Genomic DNA, 21,842 nt, shown 5'->3' with positions numbered 1-21,842 from the left:
GGCGGGGGGGGCGGGGGGGGGGGGGGGGGGGGCGCCGGCGCCGGGGGCCCCGCCCCCCCCCCCCCCCCGGCCGGGTCCGGACGCGCGAAGCGCCCCGCGCGAAAGGTTTCGTGCGGGGCGCTCCGTGCGCCGGACATGTGCGCGTCACGCGCTCATGAGTGACGCGGTTCGGGCGTCATCGGGCGGCGGTATCGGCTGGGCGGATGTAGATGCGCTGGCCGACTGCGGCGGCCTGCTGCACGATCCGGTTGACGGAGGCGGCGTCCACGACGGTGCTGTCCACGGCGTTGCCGTCGACATCGTCCAGGCGCATGATCTCGAAGCGCATAACGGCTTCTCCCTTCGTCTGATCCTCCTGCGGAGAACTTTGCTGTTGTACGGGGTGGCCGCGGGGCGACGGTGCCCTGCGTTCCCAGTGGGTACAACGACATGCTGCCTGCAATCATTCCCTACGCTAAAGAAAATTTTCGGTCGTCTAAGTACTGGTGGGTAGAGAGAGCGGTTGTGCGCGCTGAGTGACCGGCCGGACAATGGGCCCGTATGAACGACGACGCCCGGCCCACCGGCCCCACCCCCGACCTCACCGCGGTACTCGCGGGGATCGAGCGCACCAACGAGCTGCTCACGCGGGTGCTCGCCGAGGTCGCCACCACCCCGTCCACCCATGCGGCCTTCGTCGACGCGGGTTATGTGTACGCGGCCGCCGGGCGGCTGGTCGCCGGCACCGAGGACCGCAGGGCCTTCGAGCTGGACGCGGAGGGTCTCATCGAGGCATTCATCGACAAGGCCCGCACGATCTTCCCGGACAGCCGGCTGCTCCGCGTGTACTGGTACGACGGCGCCCGGCGCCGCATCCACACCACGGAGCAGCAGCGCGTCGCCGAGCTCCCGGACGTCAAGGTGCGGCTCGGCAACCTGAACGCCAACAACCAGCAGAAGGGCGTCGACTCGCTGATCCGCTCCGACCTGGAGTCGCTGGCCCGGCACCGCGCGATCAGTGACGCGGTCCTGATCGGCGGCGACGAGGACCTGGTCTCGGCGGTGGAGGCCGCGCAGGGCTACGGCGCCCGGGTCCACCTGTGGGGCATCGAGGCGGTCGGCGGGCGCAACCAGGCCGAGCCGCTGCTGTGGGAGGTCGACAGCCAGCGCACCTTCGACCTGGAGTTCTGCAAGCCGTACGTGACCCGGCGGGCCGTCGTCCACGACCACGGCGACGCGGCGGCCGACGGCACCGGCACCGGCACCGGCGGCACACCGCCCACCCGCGACGAGGTCCGCTTCGTCGGCGCGCGGGTCGCCGCGCGATGGCTGGGCGAACGCGGCGTCCCCTGGGTCACCGAGCTGCTGCCCGGACACCCGTACCTGCCGGGCGCGGTCGACCAGGAGCTGCTGACGGCCGCCGAGGCGCTGCTGCACCACTCGCTGCGCGGGCACGCGGACCTGCGGCGGGCGCTGCGGGACGGCTTCTGGGAGCACGTACAGGCACAGTGTTGACGGGGGCCGGGCGGCCTGGTGGGCGGGCGCCCGGCGTCGGCTCCGGCGCCCGATGCGCGGGAGGGCCGAGAGCCGTACGTACGGGCGCGTCGGCGGCTGCGCAGGGGTACGGAGGCGACGCGCGCCGGGGCGCGCGCCCCGCTCAGTGGGTGCCGTGCCAGAACTCCGCGAGCGCCGCCGCCGTCTCGGCCGGACGTTCCGCGTTGGGGGAGTGCTCCGCGCCCTCGACGACCGTACGCCGGGCTCCCAGCCGTCCGGCCATCGCGTCCATCTCCGGCACCGGCCACGCGTAGTCGACGGTGCCCGACACGACGTGCTTGGGCAGCGGTACGGCGGCCAGCTCCGCCACCCGGTCCGGCTCCGACACCATCTGCCGCCCGGTGGCGACCAACTGCTGCGGGACGGTGTTCATCCAGCGCCGGTGGAGGAAGGCGCCGATCTCCGGCGGGGTGGTCGCGTCCTCGGCCTCCGGCGGATCCAGCCGGCGCATGGCCAGCCACACCGCCTGCATGTCCAGCGTCCCGAGGGCGTCGATGAGCATCCGTACGCGGGCCTGCTGGGAGGCGGCGATGGCGGCCGGGCCCGAGCTCATGACGGTCAGGGAACGGAACGGCGCGGGGTCGTGCAGGACGGCGGCCCGGGTGAGGAGGCCACCGAGGGAGTGCCCGAGGAGATGCACCGGGCCGTCGCCCAGGGCGCGCGCCTGCGCGGCCACGTCCTGCGCCAACTCGTGCTGCGCGTAAGCCGATTCGTCGTGCGGACCGGGTGACTCGTGCTGGCCGCGGCCGTCCACGGCCACCACCCGGAACCCCGCGGCGGCCAGCGGCTCCAAGAGGCCGATGAAGTCCTCCTTGCTGCCGGTGAACCCCGGTACGAGCAGCGCGGTCCCGTCGGGCGTCCCGTCGGGCCGGGCGTCGTGGACGGCGAACTCGCCGCGCGCGGTGACGAGTCGGCGCGCGCGGGCGCACGAGGGCAAGGTGAGGGTGGGCGGCCTGCTCATGGGACGAGGCTATCCGGGGCTCGGGAAGCCGCCGCGCGCGGGCGCACACGCCGACGGCCCGGCCCCCGCGTGCGCGGGAACCGGGCCGTCGTACGGTCGGATCAGCCCTCGGCCGGGGCCTCGGCCGTGGCCTTCTTCGCGGCCGTCTTGCGGGTGCGGCGCGGCTTGGCGGGAGCCTCGCCCGCGGCGGCACCGGCGTCGGCGGCGGGGGCCGCCTCGGCCTTCGCGGCGGCCGTCTTGCGGGTACGGCGCGGCTTGGCCGGCGCGTCGTCCTCCGCAGCGGTACCGGCGTCGGCCGCAGGGGCCTCCGCCGTGGCCTTCTTCGCGGCCGTCTTACGGGTACGGCGCGGCTTGGCGGCCGCCTCGTCCGCGACGGTCTCCGTGCCTTCCGCAGCGTCCACCGCGGCCTCCGCCTTCTTGGTGGCGGCGGTCTTGCGGGTGCGGCGCGGCGTGGCCGGGGCCTCGTCGGCCGCGGGCTCGGCGCCTTCGGCCGTGTCGACCGCTGCTTCGGCCTTCTTGGCGGCGGCGGTCTTGCGGGTGCGGCGGGGCTTGGCGGGCGCCTCGTCCGCGGCCGGCCCGGCGCTCTCCACCGCCGCCTCGGCGACCTTGGCGGTCGCCGTCTTACGCGTACGGCGGGGCTTGGCCGGGGCCTCGTCCGCCGCCGTCTCCGTGCCTTCGGCCGTGTCGACCGCGGCCTTCGCCTCGGTCTTCTTGGCGGCGGCCGTCTTGCGCGTACGGCGCGGCTTGGCGGGCGCCTCGTCCGCGACGACCTCGGCACCCTCCGCCGTCTCCACGGCGGCCTCCGCCTTCTTGGCGGCGGCGGTCTTGCGGGTGCGGCGCGGCGTGGCCGGAGCCTCGTCCGTCACCGTCTCGGCGGCCTCGGCCGTGTCGACCGCGGCCTCGGCTTCGGTCTTCTTGGCGGCGGTCTTGCGGGTACGGCGCGGCTTGGCCGGGGCCTCGTCCGCGACCGGCTCGGCCACGGGGGCCGACTCCGTGCTCTCCACCGTCTCCACGACGGCCTCCGCCGCGGGCTTGGCGCTGCGCGTCCGGCGGCGCGGCTTGGTGGCGGGCGCCTCGTCCGCGGCCGGCTCGGCGACGGCCGGTGCTTCCGCGACGACCGGCGCCTCGGCGGTGGCCTGCGCCGGAACCGTGACGGTCCCGGTGGGGTTCTCGACCGTGTCCACGGCGGTGGCTGCCGCCGTCCGGGCCGTCTCCGCCTTGGCGGCGGAGTTCGCGCCACCCCGCGTACGGCGGCGGCGCGGCTTCGACGGCGCCGCGGTGTCGTCGGCGGCCTGCGCCGCCTCGGACGCGATGCTCTCGGAGGCCGGCGCCGCCTGGTCACGGGCCGGCGACACGGCGGCCGACGCGTGGCCGGAGCCGCCGCGCGTACGGCGACGGCGACGCGGCTGGCGCGGCCCGTCCGTCGCGGCGGCGCCTCCCTCGGACGTACCGGACGCCTCGGGGGCGCCCGCGCCGTCCACCAGCGCGCCGCCTCGCGTGCGCCGGCGCTGACGCGGCGTACGGCTGCGGCTCGGGCGCTCCTCCTCGACGGCGGGCGCGCCCCGGCGCGGACCGCGGCCGCGGCCGCCCGTCTCGCCCAGGTCCTCGACGTCCTCCGCCGCCAGCCCGGCCCGCGTACGTGCCGTACGCGGCAGGACACCGGTCGTGCCCTGGGGGATCTCCAGCAGCTCGTAGAGGTGCGCGGAGGTGGAGTACGTCTCCTCCGGCTCGTCGAACGGCAGGTCCAGCGCCTTGTTGATCAGCTTCCAGCGCGGGATGTCGTCCCAGTCGACCAGCGTGATCGCGATGCCCTTGGCGCCTGCGCGGCCGGTCCGGCCGATCCGGTGCAGGTAGGTCTTCTCGTCCTCGGGGGACTGATAGTTGATGACGTGTGTCACGCCCCCGACGTCGATGCCGCGGGCGGCGACGTCGGTGCAGACCAGCACGTCGACCTTGCCGTTGCGGAACGCGCGCAGCGCCTGCTCGCGGGCGCCCTGGCCGAGGTCGCCGTGGACCGCGCCGGAGGCGAAGCCGCGGCGCGCGAGCTGGTCGGCGATGTCGGCCGCGGTCCGCTTCGTACGGCAGAAGACCATCGCGAGGCCGCGGCCGTTCGCCTGGAGGATGCGGGCGACCATCTCCGGCTTGTCCATCGAGTGGGCGCGGAAGACGTGCTGCGTGGTGTTGGCGACGGTCTGGCCCTCGTCGTCCGGCGCGGCGGCGCGGATGTGCGTGGGCTGCGACATGTAGCGGCGGGCCAGGCCGATGACCGCGCCCGGCATGGTCGCCGAGAACAGCATGGTCTGGCGGCGGACCGGCAGCATGTTGATGATCCGCTCGACGTCGGGCAGGAAGCCGAGGTCCAGCATCTCGTCGGCCTCGTCCAGGACGAGAGCCTTGACGTTCGAAAGGTTCAGCTTCTTCTGGCCGGCCAGGTCCAGCAGGCGGCCCGGGGTGCCGACGACCACGTCGACGCCCTTCTTCAGGGCCTCGACCTGCGGCTCGTACGCCCGGCCGCCGTAGATCGACAGCACCCGTACGTTACGGACCTTGCCGGCGGTCAGGAGGTCGTTGGTGACCTGCTGGCACAGCTCGCGGGTGGGAACCACCACGAGGGCCTGCGGGGCCTCCGTGAGCTGCTCGGGCTTGGCCCGGCCCGCCTCGACGTCCGCGGGGACGGTGACGCGCTCCAGCAGGGGGAGGCCGAATCCCAGGGTCTTGCCGGTGCCGGTCTTGGCCTGGCCGATGACGTCGGAGCCCGCCAGGGCCACCGGGAGCGTCATCTCCTGGATGGGGAAGGGGGACGTGATGCCGACGGCTTCAAGGGCTTCGGCGGTCTCGGGGAGAATCCCGAGGTCTCGGAACGTAGACAGAATCTTGCCTCTTCTGTGAGACGCGGCACGAGGCGGCCAAGGGGGTCGTACCGCGCCCTCGCACGGTTTCGTACGGGCCGGCCTCTGATCAGCCGGATGGCGCGGGACCACTGCCTTCGCTCAAGCACTCGAACCGCGAGCGGTGTCCCTCCCGCTGTGCGTACGTCGCGTACGCGCCGCGAAAGAGGGCGGTCGGGTTGGAGCCGATCGGGCCACCGACCGGGCATCCGCATGCGTGGAACAACCCGCCGATACTCGGCGGGCGCATTACCACCATACCCCGGATAGCCAGACGTGTGTCCGGGCAATCGTTCGGTCGGGTGGGACGGGAGTGGCTGACCAGCCACTTCCCCCGGTTGCGCAGCGGGCTATTGTGCGCTTCATGGAGACGCCTGACAACGCAGCGCACACCGCCGAAGATGACCGAGAACACACCGGGATCGCCGCTCAGGACTGGGCCGCGGCCTCCGCGGAGCCGCAGTACCGGGCCGCGGTGATCGACCTGCTGGGCGCCCTCGCCTACGGGGAGCTGTCCGCCTTCGAGCGCCTCGCGGAGGACGCGAAGCTGGCGCCGACGATGGACGACAAGGCGGAGCTGGCCAAGATGGCGTCGGCCGAATTCCATCACTTCGAGCGGCTGCGGGACCGCCTCGCGCACATCGAGGCGGAGCCGAACGAGGCGATGGAGCCGTTCGCTGCGGCGCTGGACGAGTTCCACCGGCAGACCGCCCCGTCTGACTGGCTGGAGGGCCTGGTCAAGGCGTACGTCGGCGACTCGATCGCCAGTGACTTCTACCGCGAGGTGGCGGCCCGGCTCGACGCCGACACCCGGGGCCTGGTCCTCGGCGTCCTCGACGACACCGGGCACGCGACGTTCGCCGTGGAGAAGGTACGGGCCGCGATCGACGCCGACCCGCGCGTCGGCGGCCGGCTCGCGCTGTGGGCCCGGCGGCTGATGGGTGAGGCGCTGTCCCAGGCGCAGCGGGTCGTGGCCGACCGGGACTCGCTGTCGACGATGCTGGTGGGCGGCGTGGCCGACGGGTTCGACCTCGCGGAGGTCGGCCGGATGTTCTCGCGGATCACCGAGGCGCACACGAAGCGGATGGCCGCGCTGGGCCTGGCCGCGTAGGACAGGAGCGTACGGGAGCGGACGGGTGAGCCCGGTGCCGCCTGTTGACCGGTGCGCAGCCGGTCGTCGGCAGGCGGCCCGGGACTCGGCGCCCCGTAGTGACGCCGGAGGGGCTGGACGTGTGTCCAGCCCCTCCGGCGCAGGCATTCGGCAGAGGTCTGCGGGAGGGGCGGTTCCGTCGCCCCCGCACCCGCCCGGCTCACACCCCCGAGCGCAGGGGTGACAGCCGGTGGGTGGGCCGGATCAGCAGCGAGAGCATGGCCGCGCCCAGGCAGGCGGCGGCCAGCAGCGTCGGGAAGAAATGGCCGGGGCCCAGGATGGAATGGGCGAGAAAGGCGCCGAGGAGGGCCGCGGCGGGGCCCGTCGCCAGTGTGAGGGTGCGCGCGGGGAACCGGCCCGGCAGCCGGCGTGTGGCGGCCAGTGCGATGGCGAGTCCGACGATCACGGAGCCGAAAGCTTCCCAGACCATGGTTTATCCCTCCCGCGGTGACGACCGGTTGGACGACACAAATCGGTCGTAGGCGGTCGTACCCAGGGGGAATGCGCGGCAACCCTCGCAGGCGCACGGAGTCGCGAGCGGGCCGGACACCGAAGCGGCGGCCCGGAGACGATCTCTCCGGGCCGCCGCTCGTGACGGGTGCGCGCGGGCCCCAGGGCCCGCGGCCGGCTACAGCGCGCCGAAGCCGACCTTGCGGACGGTCTGCTCGCCGATCTCCACATAGGCCAGCCGGTCCGCCGGGACCAGGACCTTGCGGCCGTGATCGTCCACGAGGCTCAGCAGCTGCGACTTGCCGCCCAGTGCGTCCGCCACCGCTCGCTCGACGTCCTCGGCGGTCTGCCCGCTCTCCAGAACGATCTCGCGGGGCGCGTGCTGCACGCCGATCTTGACCTCCACGGCTTTGTCCCTCCGACGGTCTCGGTGCCCCCTGGCGAGGCCACGGGGCAGGTGCGCGGCAATCCGCGCCGTACGCAGCACACATTAGCCCGGTGAGCGGACGGACAGGGCGCCGCGGAGCACGCCCGCAGCGAACAGGGGAGGGGCGTGGGTGCGCGGGAGTGCGGGGCGTGGCAGGGCGGACCCGGCCGCCGCCTGCCGCTCGGACCCGCGGTACGGCTCACTGCCTGGTGGTACGGCTCACAGTGCGGCGGCGTACAGCCCGTAGCCCGGTAGCGGGACGGTCCGCAGGCCGGTAGCGGTACGGCTCACCGCCCGGAGGTCCCGTTCGGTACCCGGCGGTACGGCCCGCGGGCCGATGGCCGGGTCCGGTGCCCGGCGGCACCGGTCAGCGCCCGGCGGACCGGTTCACTGCCCCTCGGAGCCGTGCAGCGGGAAGCCCGCGATGCCCTTCCAGGCCAGCGAGGTCAGCAACTGAACGGCCGTCTCACGCGGCACGGTGCTCTCGGAGGAGAGCCAGTAGCGCGCCACGACCTGCGAGACGCCGCCCAGCCCGACGGCCAGCAGCATCGACTCGTCCTTGGACAGGCCGGTGTCCTCGGCGATGACCTCGCTGATCGCCTCGGCGCACTCCAGGGAGACCTTGTCCACCCGCTCGCGCACGGCGGGCTCGTTGGTCAGGTCGGACTCGAAGACCAGCCGGAAGGCGCCGCCCGGGTCCTCGACGTAAGCGAAGTAGGCGTCCATCGTCGCGGCGACGCGCTGCTTGTTGTCGGTCGTCGAGGCGAGCGCGGTGCGCACCGACTGCAGCAGCGCCTCGCAGTGCTGGTCCAGCAGGGCCAGGTAGAGGTCGAGCTTGCCCGGGAAGTGCTGGTAGAGCACGGGCTTGCTGACGCCGGCGCGCTCGGCGATGTCGTCCATCGCGGCCGCGTGGTAACCCTGCGCCACGAAGACCTCCTGGGCCGCGCCCAGGAGCTGGTTGCGCCGGGCTCGGCGTGGCAGGCGCGTGCCCCGCGGGCGTGCCGCCTCGGTCTGCTCGATGGCGCTCACGCTGCCTCCCAGGTGTGGTTCCGTCCGCGGCGCACGCACAGCGGTGCGCCGCGTCCGCCATCGTACTTTTGGGTAACCCGGCTGTGCGTGGTCACGGACGAGAAAATCTGCCGCCGAAGACTGTGGGAATCCGACATATGCCCCCAGGTCATCGGTAATCGTCTTCGTCGAGATCCACGACGCGGGACTGTTCGGCGACGTCCGCCTCGTCCGCGACGGACGGATCGATGCCGGTCAGCGGCTGGTCGTGGTGCGGCGCGAGGTCCGCCTGCTGCTCCGCGGCGTCGGCCTCGGGCGCTTCGATGTCGAATTCCGAGGCGTCCGCCTCGTCCTCGAAGGTGTCCGGGTCGGTCGGGTCGACGGGCATGGTGGCTCCCTTTCTCTCACGTCCTCCGGAGGCCAGGGCGAGCGTCCGCACGCGAGCGCTCATCACACGGGTGCCCTTCCTGCCCGAGCCTAAGAGAGCCGGTTCCGAAATGCGATGCGGTGTGTGAGCGCGAACACACGATCGGCGGCGTGATCGTCTCGTAACATCGACTCCATGTCTTCGACGGATTCGACGGAGTCGACCGGATCGCCGGACACCTCGCCGGACACCCGCGCCGTTCTCCCGGTGCCCCCGGCGGGCCGTGCCTCGCGCGTCGGTCCGGGGGAGACGGTGCGTTCCGTGAGCCTGCCGGGCCTGACGATGAGCGTGCGGGGCGTACCGGGCACGCGGGCCGGACTGCCGCCCGCGCTGTACGTCCACGGCCTCGGCGGCTCCTCCCAGAACTGGTCCGCGCTGATGCCGCTGCTCGCCGGCCAGGTCGACGGCGAGGCGCTGGACCTCCCCGGATTCGGGGACTCCCCGCCGCCGGACGACGGTGACTACTCCGTCTCCGCGCAGGCACGGGCGGTCATCCGCCATCTGGACGCGAGCGGCCGCGGACCGGTGCACCTGTTCGGGAACTCCATGGGCGGCGCGGCCGTGACGCGCGTGGCGGCGGTACGCCCCGACCTGGTGCGGACGCTGACGCTGATCTCGCCCGCGTTGCCGGAGCTGCGCCCGCAACTGTCCGCGGTACCGACCGGACTGCTCGCGGTACCCGGCGTGACCCGGCTGTTCGGCCGGCTGACGCGGGACTGGACGCCGGAGCGGCGCACCCGTGAGGTGCTGGCGCTGTGTTACGGCGATCCCGCCCTGGTCACGCCGGACGGCTTCACCGCCGCGGCGGAGGAATACGCGCGGCGCCTCGAACTCCCCTACTTCTGGGAGGTGATGACGCGCTCGGCACGGGGCATCGTTAACGCGTACACGCTCGGCGGGCAGCACAATCTGTGGCGGCAGGCGCAGCGGGTGCTCGCACCCACGCTTCTCGTCTACGGTGGGCGCGACCGCCTGGTCTCCTTCCGTATGGCACGCCGGGCGGCCGCCGCTTTCCGCGCCTCCCGGCTGCTGACGCTCCCGGAGGCGGGGCACGTGGCGATGATGGAGTATCCGGAAACGGTGGCGCGGGCCTTCCGCGAGCTGTTGGACGACGCGGCCGCGCGGGACGCGGCCGGTGCGGGCGGGAGCGCCGGTGCGGGAGAGTCCGCCGCCGGTGGCGCGTCCTGGACGTGAGTAGGAGCTGACAGGCCGAGTGGGACGTCACAGCCGCCGGAGCCCGGCCGCAACCGCCGGTGACACCTCCGGAATAGGTGAGGTGGGCGAGGCGGGCGGGCTCGGCGCGGCAGGTGGCGCCGGACCCGTTCCCGGACCGGGTACGGGCCGCAGGCGCCGCCGCGCCGAGCCCGGACCGGACGGCGGGGGCGGCGGAGAGTCCGGCCGGGCGGGCGGCGCCGGGCAGCAGCGCACGCCGGGGGACGAGCCCGCGCAGGGCGCGGTCCGTTACGCGACCGGGCACCGTACGCCCGAGCAGGGACCGGCGCAGGGCGCACCGTGGCAGTCACCCGCGCAACGCGCGCCGCAGAATCCGCCCACGCGCCCCGAGCCGCACCATCATCCGTCCGTGCGCCCCGCCTCGCAGAACGCGCCCGCGCGCGACGCATCCCCCGGTACGCCCGCACACGGCACGCCGGCACAGGGCGCGCCCGTGCCGAGCGCGCCGACGCAGGGTACGCCCCGGGTGCCGCGCCCGCGCGACGGTCGCCCGCAGCCCGCGCCGGCCACCCCGGCGCACGGATTCGCCCCGTTCGAGGGCGGCGGCGAAGGCGCGAGCAGGCCGGTCCCCGGCGCCGATGGTGCCGTCTCCGCCGCCACTGCTGACGCCGCAGCCCAGGGCGGACCCGGACGGACGGACAGCGGCAGTGCGCCCGGCAGCCCCGCACCCGGCAGTCCCGCACCCGGCGACAGCGAGTCCAGCGCCGGGGCCGGGCCCGTCCTCGGCCCGACCTCCACCGGTACGGGGTCGGTCGGATCGCCGTTCGTCCCGCGGGAGGGGGTGCCGGCGCCCCGTCAGGAGTACATCGACGCCTTCGCGGCGCAGCCCGTACCCGGAGAGAGCCGCACCCGCGGTCCCGAGATCACGGACGACGACGTGTTCGCGTCCGGGGCCCCGGAGCACGGGCGGCCCGTGCCGGGGCGCGACACCGGCCGGTCGGTGGTCTTCCCGAGGGAGGGCGACGGCCCGGCCGAAGCGCCGGACGTCACCCCGGACGCCGGTGAACTGGGCGCCCAAGGACCCCAGTTCAGCTCCCGCAAGAAGATCGCCAAGGGGCGTACCTTCACCGGTGTGGCCGCGGCGGCCGTGACGACCGTGCTCGCGGTCGTGGTGGCCGGGCAGGTCGCGGAACAGCGGCAGGACGACGGCAAGGCGCAGGCGCTCAGCGGGAAGGACCGGACGGCCGGTTCCGACGCCGCCTCGCGCTCGAACGCGCGCCCGACGCAGCAGGCGGCCCCCGTCACGTACGACGAGAAGATGGCGAAGGCCTACCCGCTGGACGCGAAGCAGGCGGCCTCCGGGCAGTTCAAGCCGGCCGGCGGGGACGCCAAGGCGCCGGGCCACGGCAAGGTGTGGCGCTACCGCGTCGACGTGGAGGAGGGCATGGGCCTCGACGGTGAACTGTTCGCCGACGCGGTGCACAAGACCCTCAACGACGAGCGGAGCTGGGCGCACGGCGGTCGGCGCACCTTCGAGCGGGTGGGCTCCGGCGAGGCCGACTTCGTCATCACGCTGGCGAGCCCCGGAACCACCGCCAAGTGGTGTGCCAAGTCGGGGCTCGACACGACCGAGGACAACGTGTCGTGCGACTCGGCGGCGACCGAGCGGGTCATGATCAACGCGTACCGGTGGGCCCAGGGCGCCCAGACCTACGGGCCGGACCAGATGCACGCGTACCGGCAGATGCTCATCAACCACGAGGTGGGCCACCGGCTCGGACACAACCACGAGAGCTGTACCCGGCAGGGCGCCCTGGCGCCGGTGATGATGCAGCAGACCAAGTTCCTGACGACGGACGGCGCGACCTGCCGCCCCAACGCCTGGCCGTTCCCGGAGGGGCGCTGAGGCCGGCGCCCGGAGGCCGGCGCCCGGAGGCCGGCGCCCGGAGGCCGGCGCCCGGAGGGCCTTGGCCCCGGGTGCCGGGGGCTTGACCCGGGGCCCACGGCCTGGGGCTTGGCCCGGAGGGCACCGGCCCGGGGCCCGGGGGCGTTGGCCCAAGGCTCTTCTGAAGGGCCGACCCGGGAACGGCTGAAGGGGAGTGGCTGAAGGGCGCTGCCCCAGTGTGCCGAGCCCGGCGTGCCGCGCCGGGCGGGTGCGCCCCCAGCCCGCTTGTCCGGCATACGGAACGCCACGTCTCCCATCGCGGGACGCTTTTGCCACCGGACGGACATTCGGGAAATCTTCCTCCCATGCCGCGCCCTGCCATCGCCTTCGAACACGCCGCTTTCGAGCTGGCGCTGATCGGCGTGTCCGTGCAGTCCGTGGCCGACATCCACTGTCGCTGAGGCCCGTCCCCGGCCGCGCGGAGGCGCGCCGCGACGGCCCGCGTACCCCGGGGCCGTCAGACGCGGCGACCTGTGACCCGGGCCGGGGTGTCCCCCGCGTCACCACGTATCTCACCCGAACGTGTCCGCAGGGGCGGCCCCGCGCCTTACCGCGCCTCTGCTGCCGCCGCCTTCCGCGGGTACGTCCCGCTGTGAAAGGCACCCACCGACATGGCCGAGCCGTCCCGTCCCCGTTCCCTTCCGCCCGCCCGCCGCGCGGCCGCCGTCGCGGTGGCCGTCGCGCTGGCCGCCGGGGCCACCGCCTGCGGCCCCAAGGACACCGCGGCGGGTGACGGCGCGGGCGCCGCGCCCGCCAAGGGCGGCACGCTCACCGTCCTGAACTCCCAGCCGCAGACCAACTTCGACCCGGCACGCCTGTACACCTCCGGCGGCGGCAAGGTACCGACCCTGGTCTTCCGTACGCTGACCACCCGCAACCGGGAGAACGGCGCGGCCGGCGCGAAGGCCGTACCGGACCTCGCCACCGACACCGGACGTCCCAGCGAGAACGCCACGGTGTGGACGTACACGCTCAAGGACGGTCTGAAGTTCGAGGACGGTTCGCCGATCACCAGCGCCGACGTCAAGTACGGCATCGAGCGGTCCTTCGCCGCCGAACTCTCCGGCGGGGCACCGTATCTGCGGGACTGGCTGGTGGGCGGCGAAAGCTACCAGGGGCCGTACAAGGACAAGAGCAAGGACGGTCTCGCGTCCATCGAGACCCCGGACGAGAAGACCATCGTCTTCCACCTGAAGAAGCCCGAGGGTGAATTCCCGCTGCTCGCCACGCAGACACAGTTCGCCCCGGTGCCGAAGGCCAAGGACACCGGCACGACATACGAGGAGCACCCGGTCTCCTCGGGTCCGTACAAGGTCGTCAAGAACACCGGTGACGGTGAACACCTCGTCCTGGAACGCAATCCGCACTGGTCCGAGAAGACCGATTCCGAACGGCATGCCTATCCCGACACCATCCACGTGAAATCCGGCCTGGATTCCGCGGTCATCAACCAGCGGCTGGCCACCGGCGCCGGTCCGGACGCCGCCGCGGTGACCACCGACACCAACCTCGGCCCGGCCGAACTCGCAAGGATCAGCGGCGACCGGGAACTCGCGAAGCGGGTCGGCACCGGCCACTTCGGCTACACCGATTACCTCGCCTTCAACCCGAAGGTGAAGCCTTTCGACGACCCGAAGGTGCGCCAGGCCATCGCCTACGCCGTCAACCGGCAGAGCGTCGTGAACGCCGCGGGCGGCTCCGCGCTCGCCGAACCGGCCACCACGTTCCTCCCGAACGGCGAGTCCTTCGGTCACACCCCGTACGACCACTTCCCGGCGGGCCGCACCGGAAATCCGGCCAAGGCGAGGGAACTGCTCAAGGAAGCCGGCCACGAGAACGGGCTGAGCATCACCCTCACGCACTCCACCGCCAAGAACTTCGCGACCGGCCCGGACATCGCCGCCGCCGTGCAGGAAGCCCTGAAGAAGGCCGGGATAACCGTCAAGCTCCAGGGCCTGGAGAACAGCGACTACGAGGAGAAGGTGCACAGCGTCGACGACGCCCCCGGCCTGTTCATCGGCGGCTGGGGAGCGGACTGGCCGTCCGGCGGCCCGTTCCTCGCGCCCGTCTTCGACGGCCGGCAGATCGTCCGGGACGCCTCCAACTTCAACCACGCGCAGCTCGACGACCCGGCGGTCAACCACGAGATCGACGAGATCAACAAGCTGACCGACCTGAAGGCGGCGGCGGAACGGTGGGGCGCGCTGGACAAGAAGATCGGCGAGCGGGCCCTGTCCGTGCCGCTCTTCCACCCCGTCTACAAGCACCTGTACGGCAAGGACGTCAAGAACGTCGTCATCAGCGACTGGGACGGCGTGCTGGACATCTCCCAGGTGGCGGTCAAGTGACGACCACCGACATGACTTCCCGTCAGGCCGGAGCCGGGGCCGGGCCCTCGGAAGCCGAGACGGTGCCCCCTCGGAAAGGCACGGTCCGGCGGCGGCTGCGGCAGCGGCCCGCCGCCGTGACATCCGCGGTTGTCCTGCTCGTCCTCGCCCTGCTCGCCCTCGGCGCACCGCTGCTCGCGGCGCTGGAGGGCCAGGACCCGACCACGTACCACGACGACCTGATCGACTCCGCGCGCGGCGGCGTACCGCTCGGCTCGTACGGCGGGATCAGCGCCGACCACTGGCTGGGCGTCGAACCCGGCACCGGCCGGGACCTGTTCGCCCGGCTGCTGTACGGGGCCCGGGTCTCCCTGCTGATCGCGCTCGGTGCCACGGCCGTACAGGTCCTCATCGGTGTGGTGGTCGGTCTCGCGGCCGGGCTGGGCAACCGGCTCGCGGACCAGGTGATCTCCCGGTTCACCGAGGTGCTGACCGCGCTGCCGACGCTCGTCATCGCGGTCTCGCTGACCGCGATCGTGCCCGCCGACTTCCCCCGCCCGCTGCTGCTGGTGCTGGTCCTCGGGCTGCTGGGCTGGTTCGGCATGTCCCGGATCGTGCGCGCCCGCACGCTGGCCTTGAAGAAGCTGGACCACGTGGCGGCCGCCCGGCTCGGCGGTTCGGGCCCGCTGCGCGTGGCGCGGCGCGAGCTGCTCCCGTCGCTCGCCGCGCCGGTGATCACGTACGCGACGGTCCTGGTGCCCGGCAACATCGTCGCCGAGGCGTCGCTGTCCTTCCTCGGCATCGGCGTCCGGCCGCCCACCGCGTCCTGGGGGCAGATGCTGTCGACCGCGACCACATGGTTCCGGGCCGACCCGGTGTACGTCCTGCTCCCGGCGGGCTTCCTGCTGGTCGCCGTGCTCGCGTTCACCGTGCTGGGCGACGCGGTCCGCACGGCGCTGGACCCGCGCGAGCGGTCCCGGCTGCGGGTCGGCACCCGGGCGGGCCGTAAGCGTCGCAAGGGCGGTACGGACCGGTCCGCGGGCGCCACCCGTGAAAGGCACGAGAAGCGACAGGAAGACGAGAACCGCGGGAACCGCGAGAAGGAGGCCGTCGTATGACCGGCTACGCACTGCGCCGGCTCGGCGGCGGGCTCCTGGTCCTCTTCCTGCTGAGCGTCGCCGTCTACGCGCTCTTCTACGTCGCGCCGGGCGACCCCGCCGAACTGGCCTGCGGGCCGCGCTGCAACCCCGCACAGGTCCAGCAGGTACGTGAACGGCTGGAGCTGGACGCGCCGGTCCTGACGCAGTACCTGCACTTCCTCCAAGGGCTGGTGGCCGGCCGTGACTTCTCGTCCGGCACCGGAGTACTGCACTGCGACGCGCCCTGCCTCGGCCTCTCGTACCAGAACAGCTCGCTCGTCACGGAGCTGCTCGCCGACCGGCTGCCGGTCACCGCGTCGCTCGCCCTCGGCTCGATGGTGCTGTGGCTGCTGCTCGGGGTCGGCACCGGCCTGCTGTCCGCGCTGCGCCGCGGCGGCACGACGGAACGCGTCCTGACCGGCCTGACCCTCGCCGGCACGGCCACCCCGGTCTTCATCACCGGACTGCTGCTGCTGATGGTGTTCTGCGCGTACCTCCAGTGGCTGCCGTTCCCCTCCTACGTCCCGCTGTCCGAGGACCCGGAGCAGTGGGCCTGGAACCTGCTGCTGCCCTGGACGGCGCTGGCGCTGCTGGAATCCGCCAAGTACGCCCGGCTGACCCGCTCCTCGACGCTGGAGACGCTGGCCGAGGACCACATCCGCACCTTCCGCGCGTACGGCGTGCGGGAACGTTCCGTCGTGACGCGGCACGCGCTGCGCGGCGCGCTGCCGCCGGTCATCGCGCTCACCGCGCTCGACCTCGGGACGATGTTCGGCGGCGCGATGCTCACCGAGGCACTCTTCGGGCTGCCCGGCATCGGCCAGCTCCTGGTCCACTCGGTGCGCGTCGTCGACCTGCCCGTGGTCGTCGGTGTCGTGCTGGGCACCGGCGCCGCCGTCATCGTCGCCAACGCCGTGGCGGACGTCCTCTACGCACTCGCCGACCGAAGGGTGGCCCTGACATGACCTCCGAGGAAACCGAGGACACGACCGGGGCGGCGCCCGGCGTTCTGGAGCCGGACCAGCCGCGGCCGGGCCTTCTGGAGCCGGGCCGTCCGGAGCCGGACCTGCTGGTGGACGTCCGCGACCTGTCGGTCGCCTTTCCCGGCGGGGGAGACGCCGACGGGAAAGGCATACCAGGGGGAGGCCCGGCCGCCGTGCAGGCCGTGGACCGCCTCTCCTTCTCGCTGACCGCCGGCCGGGCCCTGGGCATCGTCGGCGAGTCCGGATCCGGCAAGTCCACCGTCGCGGCGGCCCTGCTGGACCTGCACCGGGGGACCGGAGCGCAGGTGAGCGGCACGGTACGGGTCGCCGGTACGGACGTACGGGCGGCGGACGAGCGCGAGCTGCGGCGGCTGCGCGGCGGCCGGGCCGCCATGGTGTTCCAGGACCCGCTGTCCTCGCTCGACCCGTACTACGCGATCGGCGACCAGATCGCCGAGGTGTACCGGGTGCACCGGCCGGACGTCTCCCGGCGCGCCGCCCGCGCCCGCGCCGTCGAGGTGCTGGAGCGCGTGGGCATCGCGGACGCCCCCCGGCGCGCCCGCGCGCGGCCCCACGAGTTCAGCGGGGGCATGCGCCAGCGCGCGTTGCTCGCGATGGCGCTCGCCTGCGAACCGCGCCTGCTGATCGCCGACGAGCCCACCACCGCGCTGGACGTCACCGTCCAGGCGCAGATCCTCGACCTGCTGCACGGACTGCGGGCGGAGACCGGCATGGGGCTGCTCCTGGTCACCCACGACCTGGGGGTGGTCGCGGGCAGCGTGGACGAGGTGCTCGTGATGCGCGGCGGCCGGGCGGTGGAGCACGGCCCGGTCGGCGAGGTACTGCTTGCGCCGCGCACGCCGTACACGAAGGAGCTGCTGGCCGCCGTGCCGCGGGTGGACGCGAAGCCGGACGGGCGCGCCCTGCGCGGCACGCACGCCGCACGCGACGGCGCAAGCGGTCGCGGCAGCGGCAGCGGTCGCGACAGTGACGGCGTGCTGCTCGAAGCCGTCGGGCTGCGGCGGGAGTTCGGCGGCCGGAGGCACCGGACGACGGCGGTCGACGAGGTCTCGCTGACCGTACGGGAAGGGGAGACCGTCGGCCTCGTGGGGGAGTCGGGCAGCGGCAAGACGACGCTCGGACGGATGCTCGTACGCCTGCTGGACCCGACCGCGGGAACGCTGCGCTACCGGGGGCGCGACATCGGCACCCTCGGCGACCGGCGGCTCCGCCCCTTCCGCAGCGAACTCCAGATGGTGTTCCAGGACCCGGTCTCCTCGCTCAACCCGCGGCGCAGCATCGGCGAATCGGTCGCCGATCCGCTGCGCGCGGCCGGCGACCGGGACGACGCGCGCGTGGTGCGCCGGGCGTGCGAACTGCTGGAGCGGGTCGGCCTGGACCCGGCGTGGTACCACCGCTACCCGCACGAGTTCAGCGGCGGGCAGCGGCAGCGCGTCGGCATCGCGCGGGCGCTCGCCCCCGGCCCCCGGCTGCTGGTGTGCGACGAACCCGTCTCGGCGCTGGACGTCACCACACAGGCGCAGGTCGTCGGCCTCCTCGGCGAACTCCGGCGGGAGCTGGGCCTCGCGCTGGTCTTCATCGCGCACGACCTGGCGGTCGTACGGGCGGTCAGTGACCGGGTCGCGGTGATGCGCGGCGGGCGGATCGTGGAGGAGGGCACCACCGAGGAGGTGTACGAACGCCCCCGGCACCCGTACACGCAGGGCCTGCTGGCGGCGGTGCCCGTGCTCGACCCGGAGGCGTCGGCCGGGCGGCGGGCCCTACGTGCCGCGGTGTGACGGTCACATAGCGCGTCAGAACGCCCACCGGGGTGGAAAGTTACGTCTCTTCACCCCTTCCGGTGGCGCGACGGACAACCGTCCGTCGTGTCACCGGAATCTCTGCGTAGCTTCTTCCTGCAGGTAGCGGCGGGCCCTCAGGGGAGACCGCCGCCGTGGACGCCGATCAGGAAGAACGGGGGTGCGCTCGTGCGCATTGGTCTGCTCACCGAGGGTGGCGGCCCGGATGCGTCAGGTGAGACGCGTCCGTGGCGCGACCGGCTCGTGCACGGGCTCCCTGGCCACGAGTTCGAGGTCTACACCCTTGAACGGGGGCCCGAGGACGGCGTCGGCCGTTGTTCCGAGGGCGGCGTCGGCCGTGGTCCTGAGGACGGCGTGCTGGACGGCGTGATGGACGGTGTGCGGGGCCGCGCCCGGGTGGCGCGGGTCGCGCCGCTGCACGGAGAGCTGCCCGCCGCCCTGCGGTGGAGGCCCGGCGGGTGGCACGCCGGGGCGCGCGGACGGCGTGCGCGGCGGCGGTTCGCGGAGTGCTTCGGCGATCTCGCGGCCGGGTTCACCGCGGCGGAACCGCCCGGCGGCCGGGCCCTTCCCCCGGTGCCGGCAGCGGACGGCGCCGCGGACCGTGAGGGCCAGGCGGACCGTTTCGCCGCCGGTCTGTACGGCCTGGCGCGGTTGGCCCGCGACCATGGCGGCCTGCCCGAACTCCTCCGCTCCGAACAGACCGTACGCATCCTGGAGAGCGCCTGCCGCGCGCCCGGCGCACTGCGCGCCGCGCACGGCGCCCGCGTGGGCGACCTGCTGGCCGTGACCGAGGAACTGGAGCGCGCCCTGCGTCCGCTCTCCCTGGACTGGTACGGCACGGGCCGGTACGACACGGACCGGTACGGCGGCTCCGCGGGCGCCTCCGGGAGCGACGGCGGCGGGCTCGCCGCCGTCGACCTCTGCCACGCCACGGCCGGCGGCTCCGTCGCCCTCCCCGGTCTGCTGGCCAAACGCTTCTTCGGTACACCCCTCCTGCTCACCGAGTACGGCGCGCGCCTGCGCGAGCACTACCTCGCGCGCTCCGGAGTGGGGGCGAGCGCCCCCGTACGCGCCCTGCTGGGTGCCTTCGAGACCGCGCTGGCCGCCGAGACGTACGCCGAGGCCGCGCTCGTCACCTCCGGCAACGCCCGCACCCGGCGCTGGCAGGAACACTGCGGCGCCGACCGGGAGCGCCTGCGCACGGTGTACCCGGGCATGGATGCGACCGGCTTCGCCGCCGTCCCCGACACGGCGGCCGACCACTCCGCGACGCTGATGTGGACCGGCACCGTCGAACCCGCCAAGGACCTCGTCTCGCTGCTGCACGCTTTCGCCGCCGTGCACCGGGCCGAACCGGCCGCGACCCTGCGCATCGTCGGCGCCCCGGGCCCCGGCCCGGAGGACGCCGCCTACCTGGCGCAGTGCCGGGTGCTGGCCGCCCAGCTCTTCCCCGACGAGGCCGCGGACGCGCGGAGCGCCGGTGACAACCCGGTCTCCTTCGAGGAGATCGGCGGCCCCGGCCTGCCGCGCCCGCAGGATGCCTACGCGGCCGGTTCGGTGCTGGTCCTCTCCAGCGTGGCGGAGGGCTTTCCGCGCTCCCTCGTGGAGGCGATGCTCAGCGGCCGCGCCACCGTCTCCACCGACACCGGAGCGGTCTGCGAGGTCATCGGCGGTACGGGCCTGGTCGTGCCGCCGCGCAACCCGCGCGCGCTGGCCGACGCGTGCCTGGCGCTGCTGCTCGATCCGGGGCGGCGCGCCCGGCTGGGCGCCGCCGCGCGCGCCCGCGCACTCGAACTGTTCACGGTGGAGCAGAACATCGCGGCATTTCGTGGCATCTATCTGGAGCTGATGTCCCGTACGCCGTGCCGCCCGGCCGCCGGCGCCGGACCGGGCGGCGACAGCGAGCCCCGTCTCTTCACCCGGCCCGCCGAGTCCCACGTACCGGGCCGCTGGGCCGTGGCGGGCGGCGCCGCGCAGGCCGCACCGCCGACGGGCCGCGCACCGAGCTGGGCGGCACCGGACCCGGGCGTCCCGACCGCTGAACCGGTCGTCGCGTCAGCCGCCGGATCGGTCACCGAACCGGCCGCCGAACCGGCCGTCGCCGGGGCGGGAGCCGGTGCCGACCGTCAGAGAGGAGCGTGACCGTGACGACAGCCGACAGGGAAACCGGCCCCGGCCTCGACACCGGCGCGCCGCCGGAAGCTGGTCCAGGAGCCGGGACGGAAACCGGCACGGAAACCGGGACGGAAGCAGCGGCACCGGAAACGACCTGGCCAACGACGCCGGAAGCGGTGACGGAAGCGGTGACCGAAGTGGGAGTCACCCCGCCGCCCTCCGCCGCCCCCGCCCCCCTGCCCGTACGGGACACCCCCGCCCGGCCGCCCCGGCGCGGCCCGGCCGACCCCGTGAAGACGCTGATGCACCAGCACCGGGCGCTGTGCGAACAGGCCGTCGACCCGATGGAGATCGCCGCCGGGCTGGAGGCGCACGGTGTCACCGACCGTACGGCGAGCTGCTTCCGGCACCGCGACGTCTTCTCGCTGGCCGAGGAGCTGTACGCCCGGGTCCCCCGCGCCGACGCGCCGCCACCCGCCGTACCCGCGCCCGGCCCCGTACGGCGGGGAAGGGCGGTCCGTGTGGCGCTGCACCTGCTGCCCGGCGCGGTGTGTGCCGTCACCGTGGCCGCCGTCGCCGCTGCCGGGCACGCGTCCACACCCGTACCGTTCACGTCGGCCGACGAGCCGTCGCCCAGCCTCGTACAGACGGTCGTCGCGGCGGCCGGAGCAGGTCTGGTGCTGCTCGCCCTGCGCCTGTGCGTCCGCCACGGCCCGCTGAGTGCGCGGTATCCGACCGCCCGCTCCATCGGGATGTGGGCCTGCTGGCTGGCCGGATACGCGCTGGGCGGTGACTGGTTGCTGCGCCAGGCCTTGGCGGGCGGCCCCGATCGACCGCCCCCCCATTCCCAGTTGGAGATCGCCTCCGTCCTGGCCCTGACGTGCGCCGTCGTGCCCGCCGCCTGGTGCGCGCGCTGGTTCGCGGGCCGCGCGCGCCGTGAGCTGGCGGGCAGCCGGTGCCTGACCGTATTCGCGTCCGGTGCCAGGCCGTTGCTGCTGGTCGCCACCGCGATGCAACTCGTGGCGCTGCTCGCCCTGTCGGCCGCGGCGGACGCGGTCAGCGGCGGTGCCGGTGGCGACGGTGGTGGCGTGGGGACGGTGGCCGCGGCCTCGGCCCTGGGCGTCCTGCTCTTCCTGGCGCGCCTGCTCGCCCGGCACGGCTTCCCGGCCGCTGCCGCCGCGGGCCCGGCCGCCGCCGTCGCCCTGGAAGCCGCCGCCCTGGCCTGCGTGCTGGCCGCCCGGCTGCCGGGCCTGGAGCCGCTGGGCAGGCCGGTCGAGGTGGCCGTCACCCACCTCGGCCCGTCCGTCGTACCGGCCGTGGCCTGTGCGCTGCCCGCCCTGGCGCTGTTGCTGTACGCGCTGCGCGCACTCACCGGCGCCTCGGCGCACGCCCCGGCTCCCGACGCGGCCCCCGCGCCTCCCGCCCCCGTACCGGCGGAGGCGGGCCGGCCGTGACCCCGCACACCTCGCCACCCGCGATATGCACGCCACTGCTTC

General features: G+C 74.1%; 18 protein-coding genes. 11 read left to right on the top strand and 7 right to left on the bottom strand.

Annotation, left to right across the window (positions count from 1 at the left end; genetic code table 11):
* Nucleotides 1-175 precede the first annotated feature (175 nt).
* Nucleotides 176-328, bottom strand: a complete 153-nt coding sequence (locus AB0A97_RS09815; protein ID WP_361146961.1) for a hypothetical protein — start codon at nt 326-328, stop codon at nt 176-178.
* A gap of 212 nt (nt 329-540) precedes the next feature.
* On the opposite strand from AB0A97_RS09815, the gene AB0A97_RS09810 reads away from it, so the two are divergent.
* A complete protein-coding gene (locus AB0A97_RS09810) occupies nt 541-1,494 on the top strand; it encodes an NYN domain-containing protein (RefSeq protein ID WP_361146958.1) in 954 nt (317 codons plus the stop codon).
* Nucleotides 1,495-1,636: 142 nt separating this feature from the next.
* Here the strand turns inward: AB0A97_RS09810 and AB0A97_RS09805 are convergent, their stop codons facing one another.
* A complete protein-coding gene (locus tag AB0A97_RS09805) occupies nt 1,637-2,494 on the bottom strand; it encodes an alpha/beta hydrolase (protein ID WP_361146955.1) in 858 nt (285 codons plus the stop codon).
* A gap of 101 nt (nt 2,495-2,595) precedes the next feature.
* Nucleotides 2,596-5,274 (bottom strand): DEAD/DEAH box helicase, encoded by a 2,679-nt coding sequence (locus AB0A97_RS09800; protein ID WP_361146952.1) that lies wholly within the window; start codon nt 5,272-5,274, stop codon nt 2,596-2,598.
* 463 nt (nt 5,275-5,737) lie between these two features.
* Here AB0A97_RS09800 and AB0A97_RS09795 point away from each other — a divergent pair, with 463 nt between their 5' ends.
* Nucleotides 5,738-6,493, top strand: a complete 756-nt coding sequence (locus AB0A97_RS09795; RefSeq protein ID WP_361147395.1) for a ferritin-like fold-containing protein — start codon at nt 5,738-5,740, stop codon at nt 6,491-6,493.
* A 199-nt stretch (nt 6,494-6,692) separates the two neighbouring features.
* On the opposite strand, the gene AB0A97_RS09790 is transcribed toward AB0A97_RS09795, so the two are convergent.
* From AB0A97_RS09790 to AB0A97_RS09775, 4 genes are all read right to left on the bottom strand, one after another.
* Complete coding sequence (locus AB0A97_RS09790) at nt 6,693-6,962, bottom strand: hypothetical protein (RefSeq protein ID WP_361146949.1); 270 nt, start codon at nt 6,960-6,962, stop codon at nt 6,693-6,695.
* 198 nt (nt 6,963-7,160) lie between these two features.
* On the bottom strand, nt 7,161-7,388 hold the full coding sequence (locus AB0A97_RS09785; protein ID WP_030024620.1) for a DUF3107 domain-containing protein: 228 nt from the start codon (nt 7,386-7,388) through the stop codon (nt 7,161-7,163).
* Nucleotides 7,389-7,796: 408 nt separating this feature from the next.
* The gene (locus AB0A97_RS09780) at nt 7,797-8,438 is read right to left on the bottom strand and encodes a TetR/AcrR family transcriptional regulator (protein ID WP_031001023.1); all 642 of its coding nucleotides are present in this window, start codon (nt 8,436-8,438) and stop codon (nt 7,797-7,799) included.
* A gap of 148 nt (nt 8,439-8,586) precedes the next feature.
* Nucleotides 8,587-8,805: a hypothetical protein gene (locus tag AB0A97_RS09775; RefSeq protein ID WP_361146945.1), complete on the bottom strand. Its 219-nt coding sequence runs from the start codon at nt 8,803-8,805 to the stop codon at nt 8,587-8,589.
* A gap of 174 nt (nt 8,806-8,979) precedes the next feature.
* Between AB0A97_RS09775 and AB0A97_RS09770 the strand changes: the two genes are divergently transcribed.
* The 9 genes from AB0A97_RS09770 (at nt 8,980) to AB0A97_RS09730 (ending at nt 21,800) form a co-directional block, all read left to right on the top strand.
* Nucleotides 8,980-10,038, top strand: coding sequence for an alpha/beta hydrolase (locus AB0A97_RS09770; protein ID WP_361146942.1), 1,059 nt, complete (start codon nt 8,980-8,982; stop codon nt 10,036-10,038).
* A gap of 505 nt (nt 10,039-10,543) precedes the next feature.
* Nucleotides 10,544-11,923 (top strand): DUF3152 domain-containing protein, encoded by a 1,380-nt coding sequence (locus AB0A97_RS09765; RefSeq protein ID WP_361147392.1) that lies wholly within the window; start codon nt 10,544-10,546, stop codon nt 11,921-11,923.
* A gap of 344 nt (nt 11,924-12,267) precedes the next feature.
* The gene (locus AB0A97_RS09760; RefSeq protein ID WP_361146939.1) at nt 12,268-12,363 is read left to right on the top strand and encodes an Ms4533A family Cys-rich leader peptide; all 96 of its coding nucleotides are present in this window, start codon (nt 12,268-12,270) and stop codon (nt 12,361-12,363) included.
* A gap of 210 nt (nt 12,364-12,573) precedes the next feature.
* Complete coding sequence (locus tag AB0A97_RS09755) at nt 12,574-14,310, top strand: ABC transporter substrate-binding protein (RefSeq protein WP_361146936.1); 1,737 nt, start codon at nt 12,574-12,576, stop codon at nt 14,308-14,310.
* Nucleotides 14,307-15,407, top strand: a complete 1,101-nt coding sequence (locus tag AB0A97_RS09750) for an ABC transporter permease (protein WP_361146933.1) — start codon at nt 14,307-14,309, stop codon at nt 15,405-15,407. The genes AB0A97_RS09755 and AB0A97_RS09750 overlap by 4 nt, the downstream gene beginning before the upstream one ends.
* A complete protein-coding gene (locus AB0A97_RS09745; protein ID WP_361146932.1) occupies nt 15,404-16,393 on the top strand; it encodes an ABC transporter permease in 990 nt (329 codons plus the stop codon). The genes AB0A97_RS09750 and AB0A97_RS09745 overlap by 4 nt, the downstream gene beginning before the upstream one ends.
* Nucleotides 16,390-18,210: an ABC transporter ATP-binding protein gene (locus AB0A97_RS09740; RefSeq protein WP_361146929.1), complete on the top strand. Its 1,821-nt coding sequence runs from the start codon at nt 16,390-16,392 to the stop codon at nt 18,208-18,210. The genes AB0A97_RS09745 and AB0A97_RS09740 overlap by 4 nt, the downstream gene beginning before the upstream one ends.
* Nucleotides 18,211-18,399: 189 nt before the next feature.
* Complete coding sequence (locus AB0A97_RS09735; protein ID WP_361146927.1) at nt 18,400-20,373, top strand: glycosyltransferase; 1,974 nt, start codon at nt 18,400-18,402, stop codon at nt 20,371-20,373.
* A 2-nt stretch (nt 20,374-20,375) separates the two neighbouring features.
* The gene (locus AB0A97_RS09730; RefSeq protein WP_361146924.1) at nt 20,376-21,800 is read left to right on the top strand and encodes a hypothetical protein; all 1,425 of its coding nucleotides are present in this window, start codon (nt 20,376-20,378) and stop codon (nt 21,798-21,800) included.
* The last annotated feature ends 42 nt before the right edge of the window (nt 21,801-21,842 follow it).

Source organism: Streptomyces sp. NPDC045470, assembly GCF_040646595.1.
Taxonomy (GTDB): domain Bacteria; phylum Actinomycetota; class Actinomycetes; order Streptomycetales; family Streptomycetaceae; genus Streptomyces.
This window is presented reverse-complemented; position numbering and strand designations above follow the sequence as displayed.

Coding starts and splice junctions, on each gene's coding strand:
- AB0A97_RS09815 (WP_361146961.1), bottom strand. CDS start 328: ATGCGCTTCGAGATCATGCGCCTGGACGATGTCGACGGCAACGCCGTG.
- AB0A97_RS09810 (WP_361146958.1), top strand. CDS start 541: ATGAACGACGACGCCCGGCCCACCGGCCCCACCCCCGACCTCACCGCG.
- AB0A97_RS09805 (WP_361146955.1), bottom strand. CDS start 2,494: ATGAGCAGGCCGCCCACCCTCACCTTGCCCTCGTGCGCCCGCGCGCGC.
- AB0A97_RS09800 (WP_361146952.1), bottom strand. CDS start 5,274: ATGACGCTCCCGGTGGCCCTGGCGGGCTCCGACGTCATCGGCCAGGCC.
- AB0A97_RS09790 (WP_361146949.1), bottom strand. CDS start 6,962: ATGGTCTGGGAAGCTTTCGGCTCCGTGATCGTCGGACTCGCCATCGCA.
- AB0A97_RS09775 (WP_361146945.1), bottom strand. CDS start 8,805: ATGCCCGTCGACCCGACCGACCCGGACACCTTCGAGGACGAGGCGGAC.
- AB0A97_RS09770 (WP_361146942.1), top strand. CDS start 8,980: ATGTCTTCGACGGATTCGACGGAGTCGACCGGATCGCCGGACACCTCG.
- AB0A97_RS09760 (WP_361146939.1), top strand. CDS start 12,268: ATGCCGCGCCCTGCCATCGCCTTCGAACACGCCGCTTTCGAGCTGGCG.
- AB0A97_RS09755 (WP_361146936.1), top strand. CDS start 12,574: ATGGCCGAGCCGTCCCGTCCCCGTTCCCTTCCGCCCGCCCGCCGCGCG.
- AB0A97_RS09745 (WP_361146932.1), top strand. CDS start 15,404: ATGACCGGCTACGCACTGCGCCGGCTCGGCGGCGGGCTCCTGGTCCTC.
- AB0A97_RS09740 (WP_361146929.1), top strand. CDS start 16,390: ATGACCTCCGAGGAAACCGAGGACACGACCGGGGCGGCGCCCGGCGTT.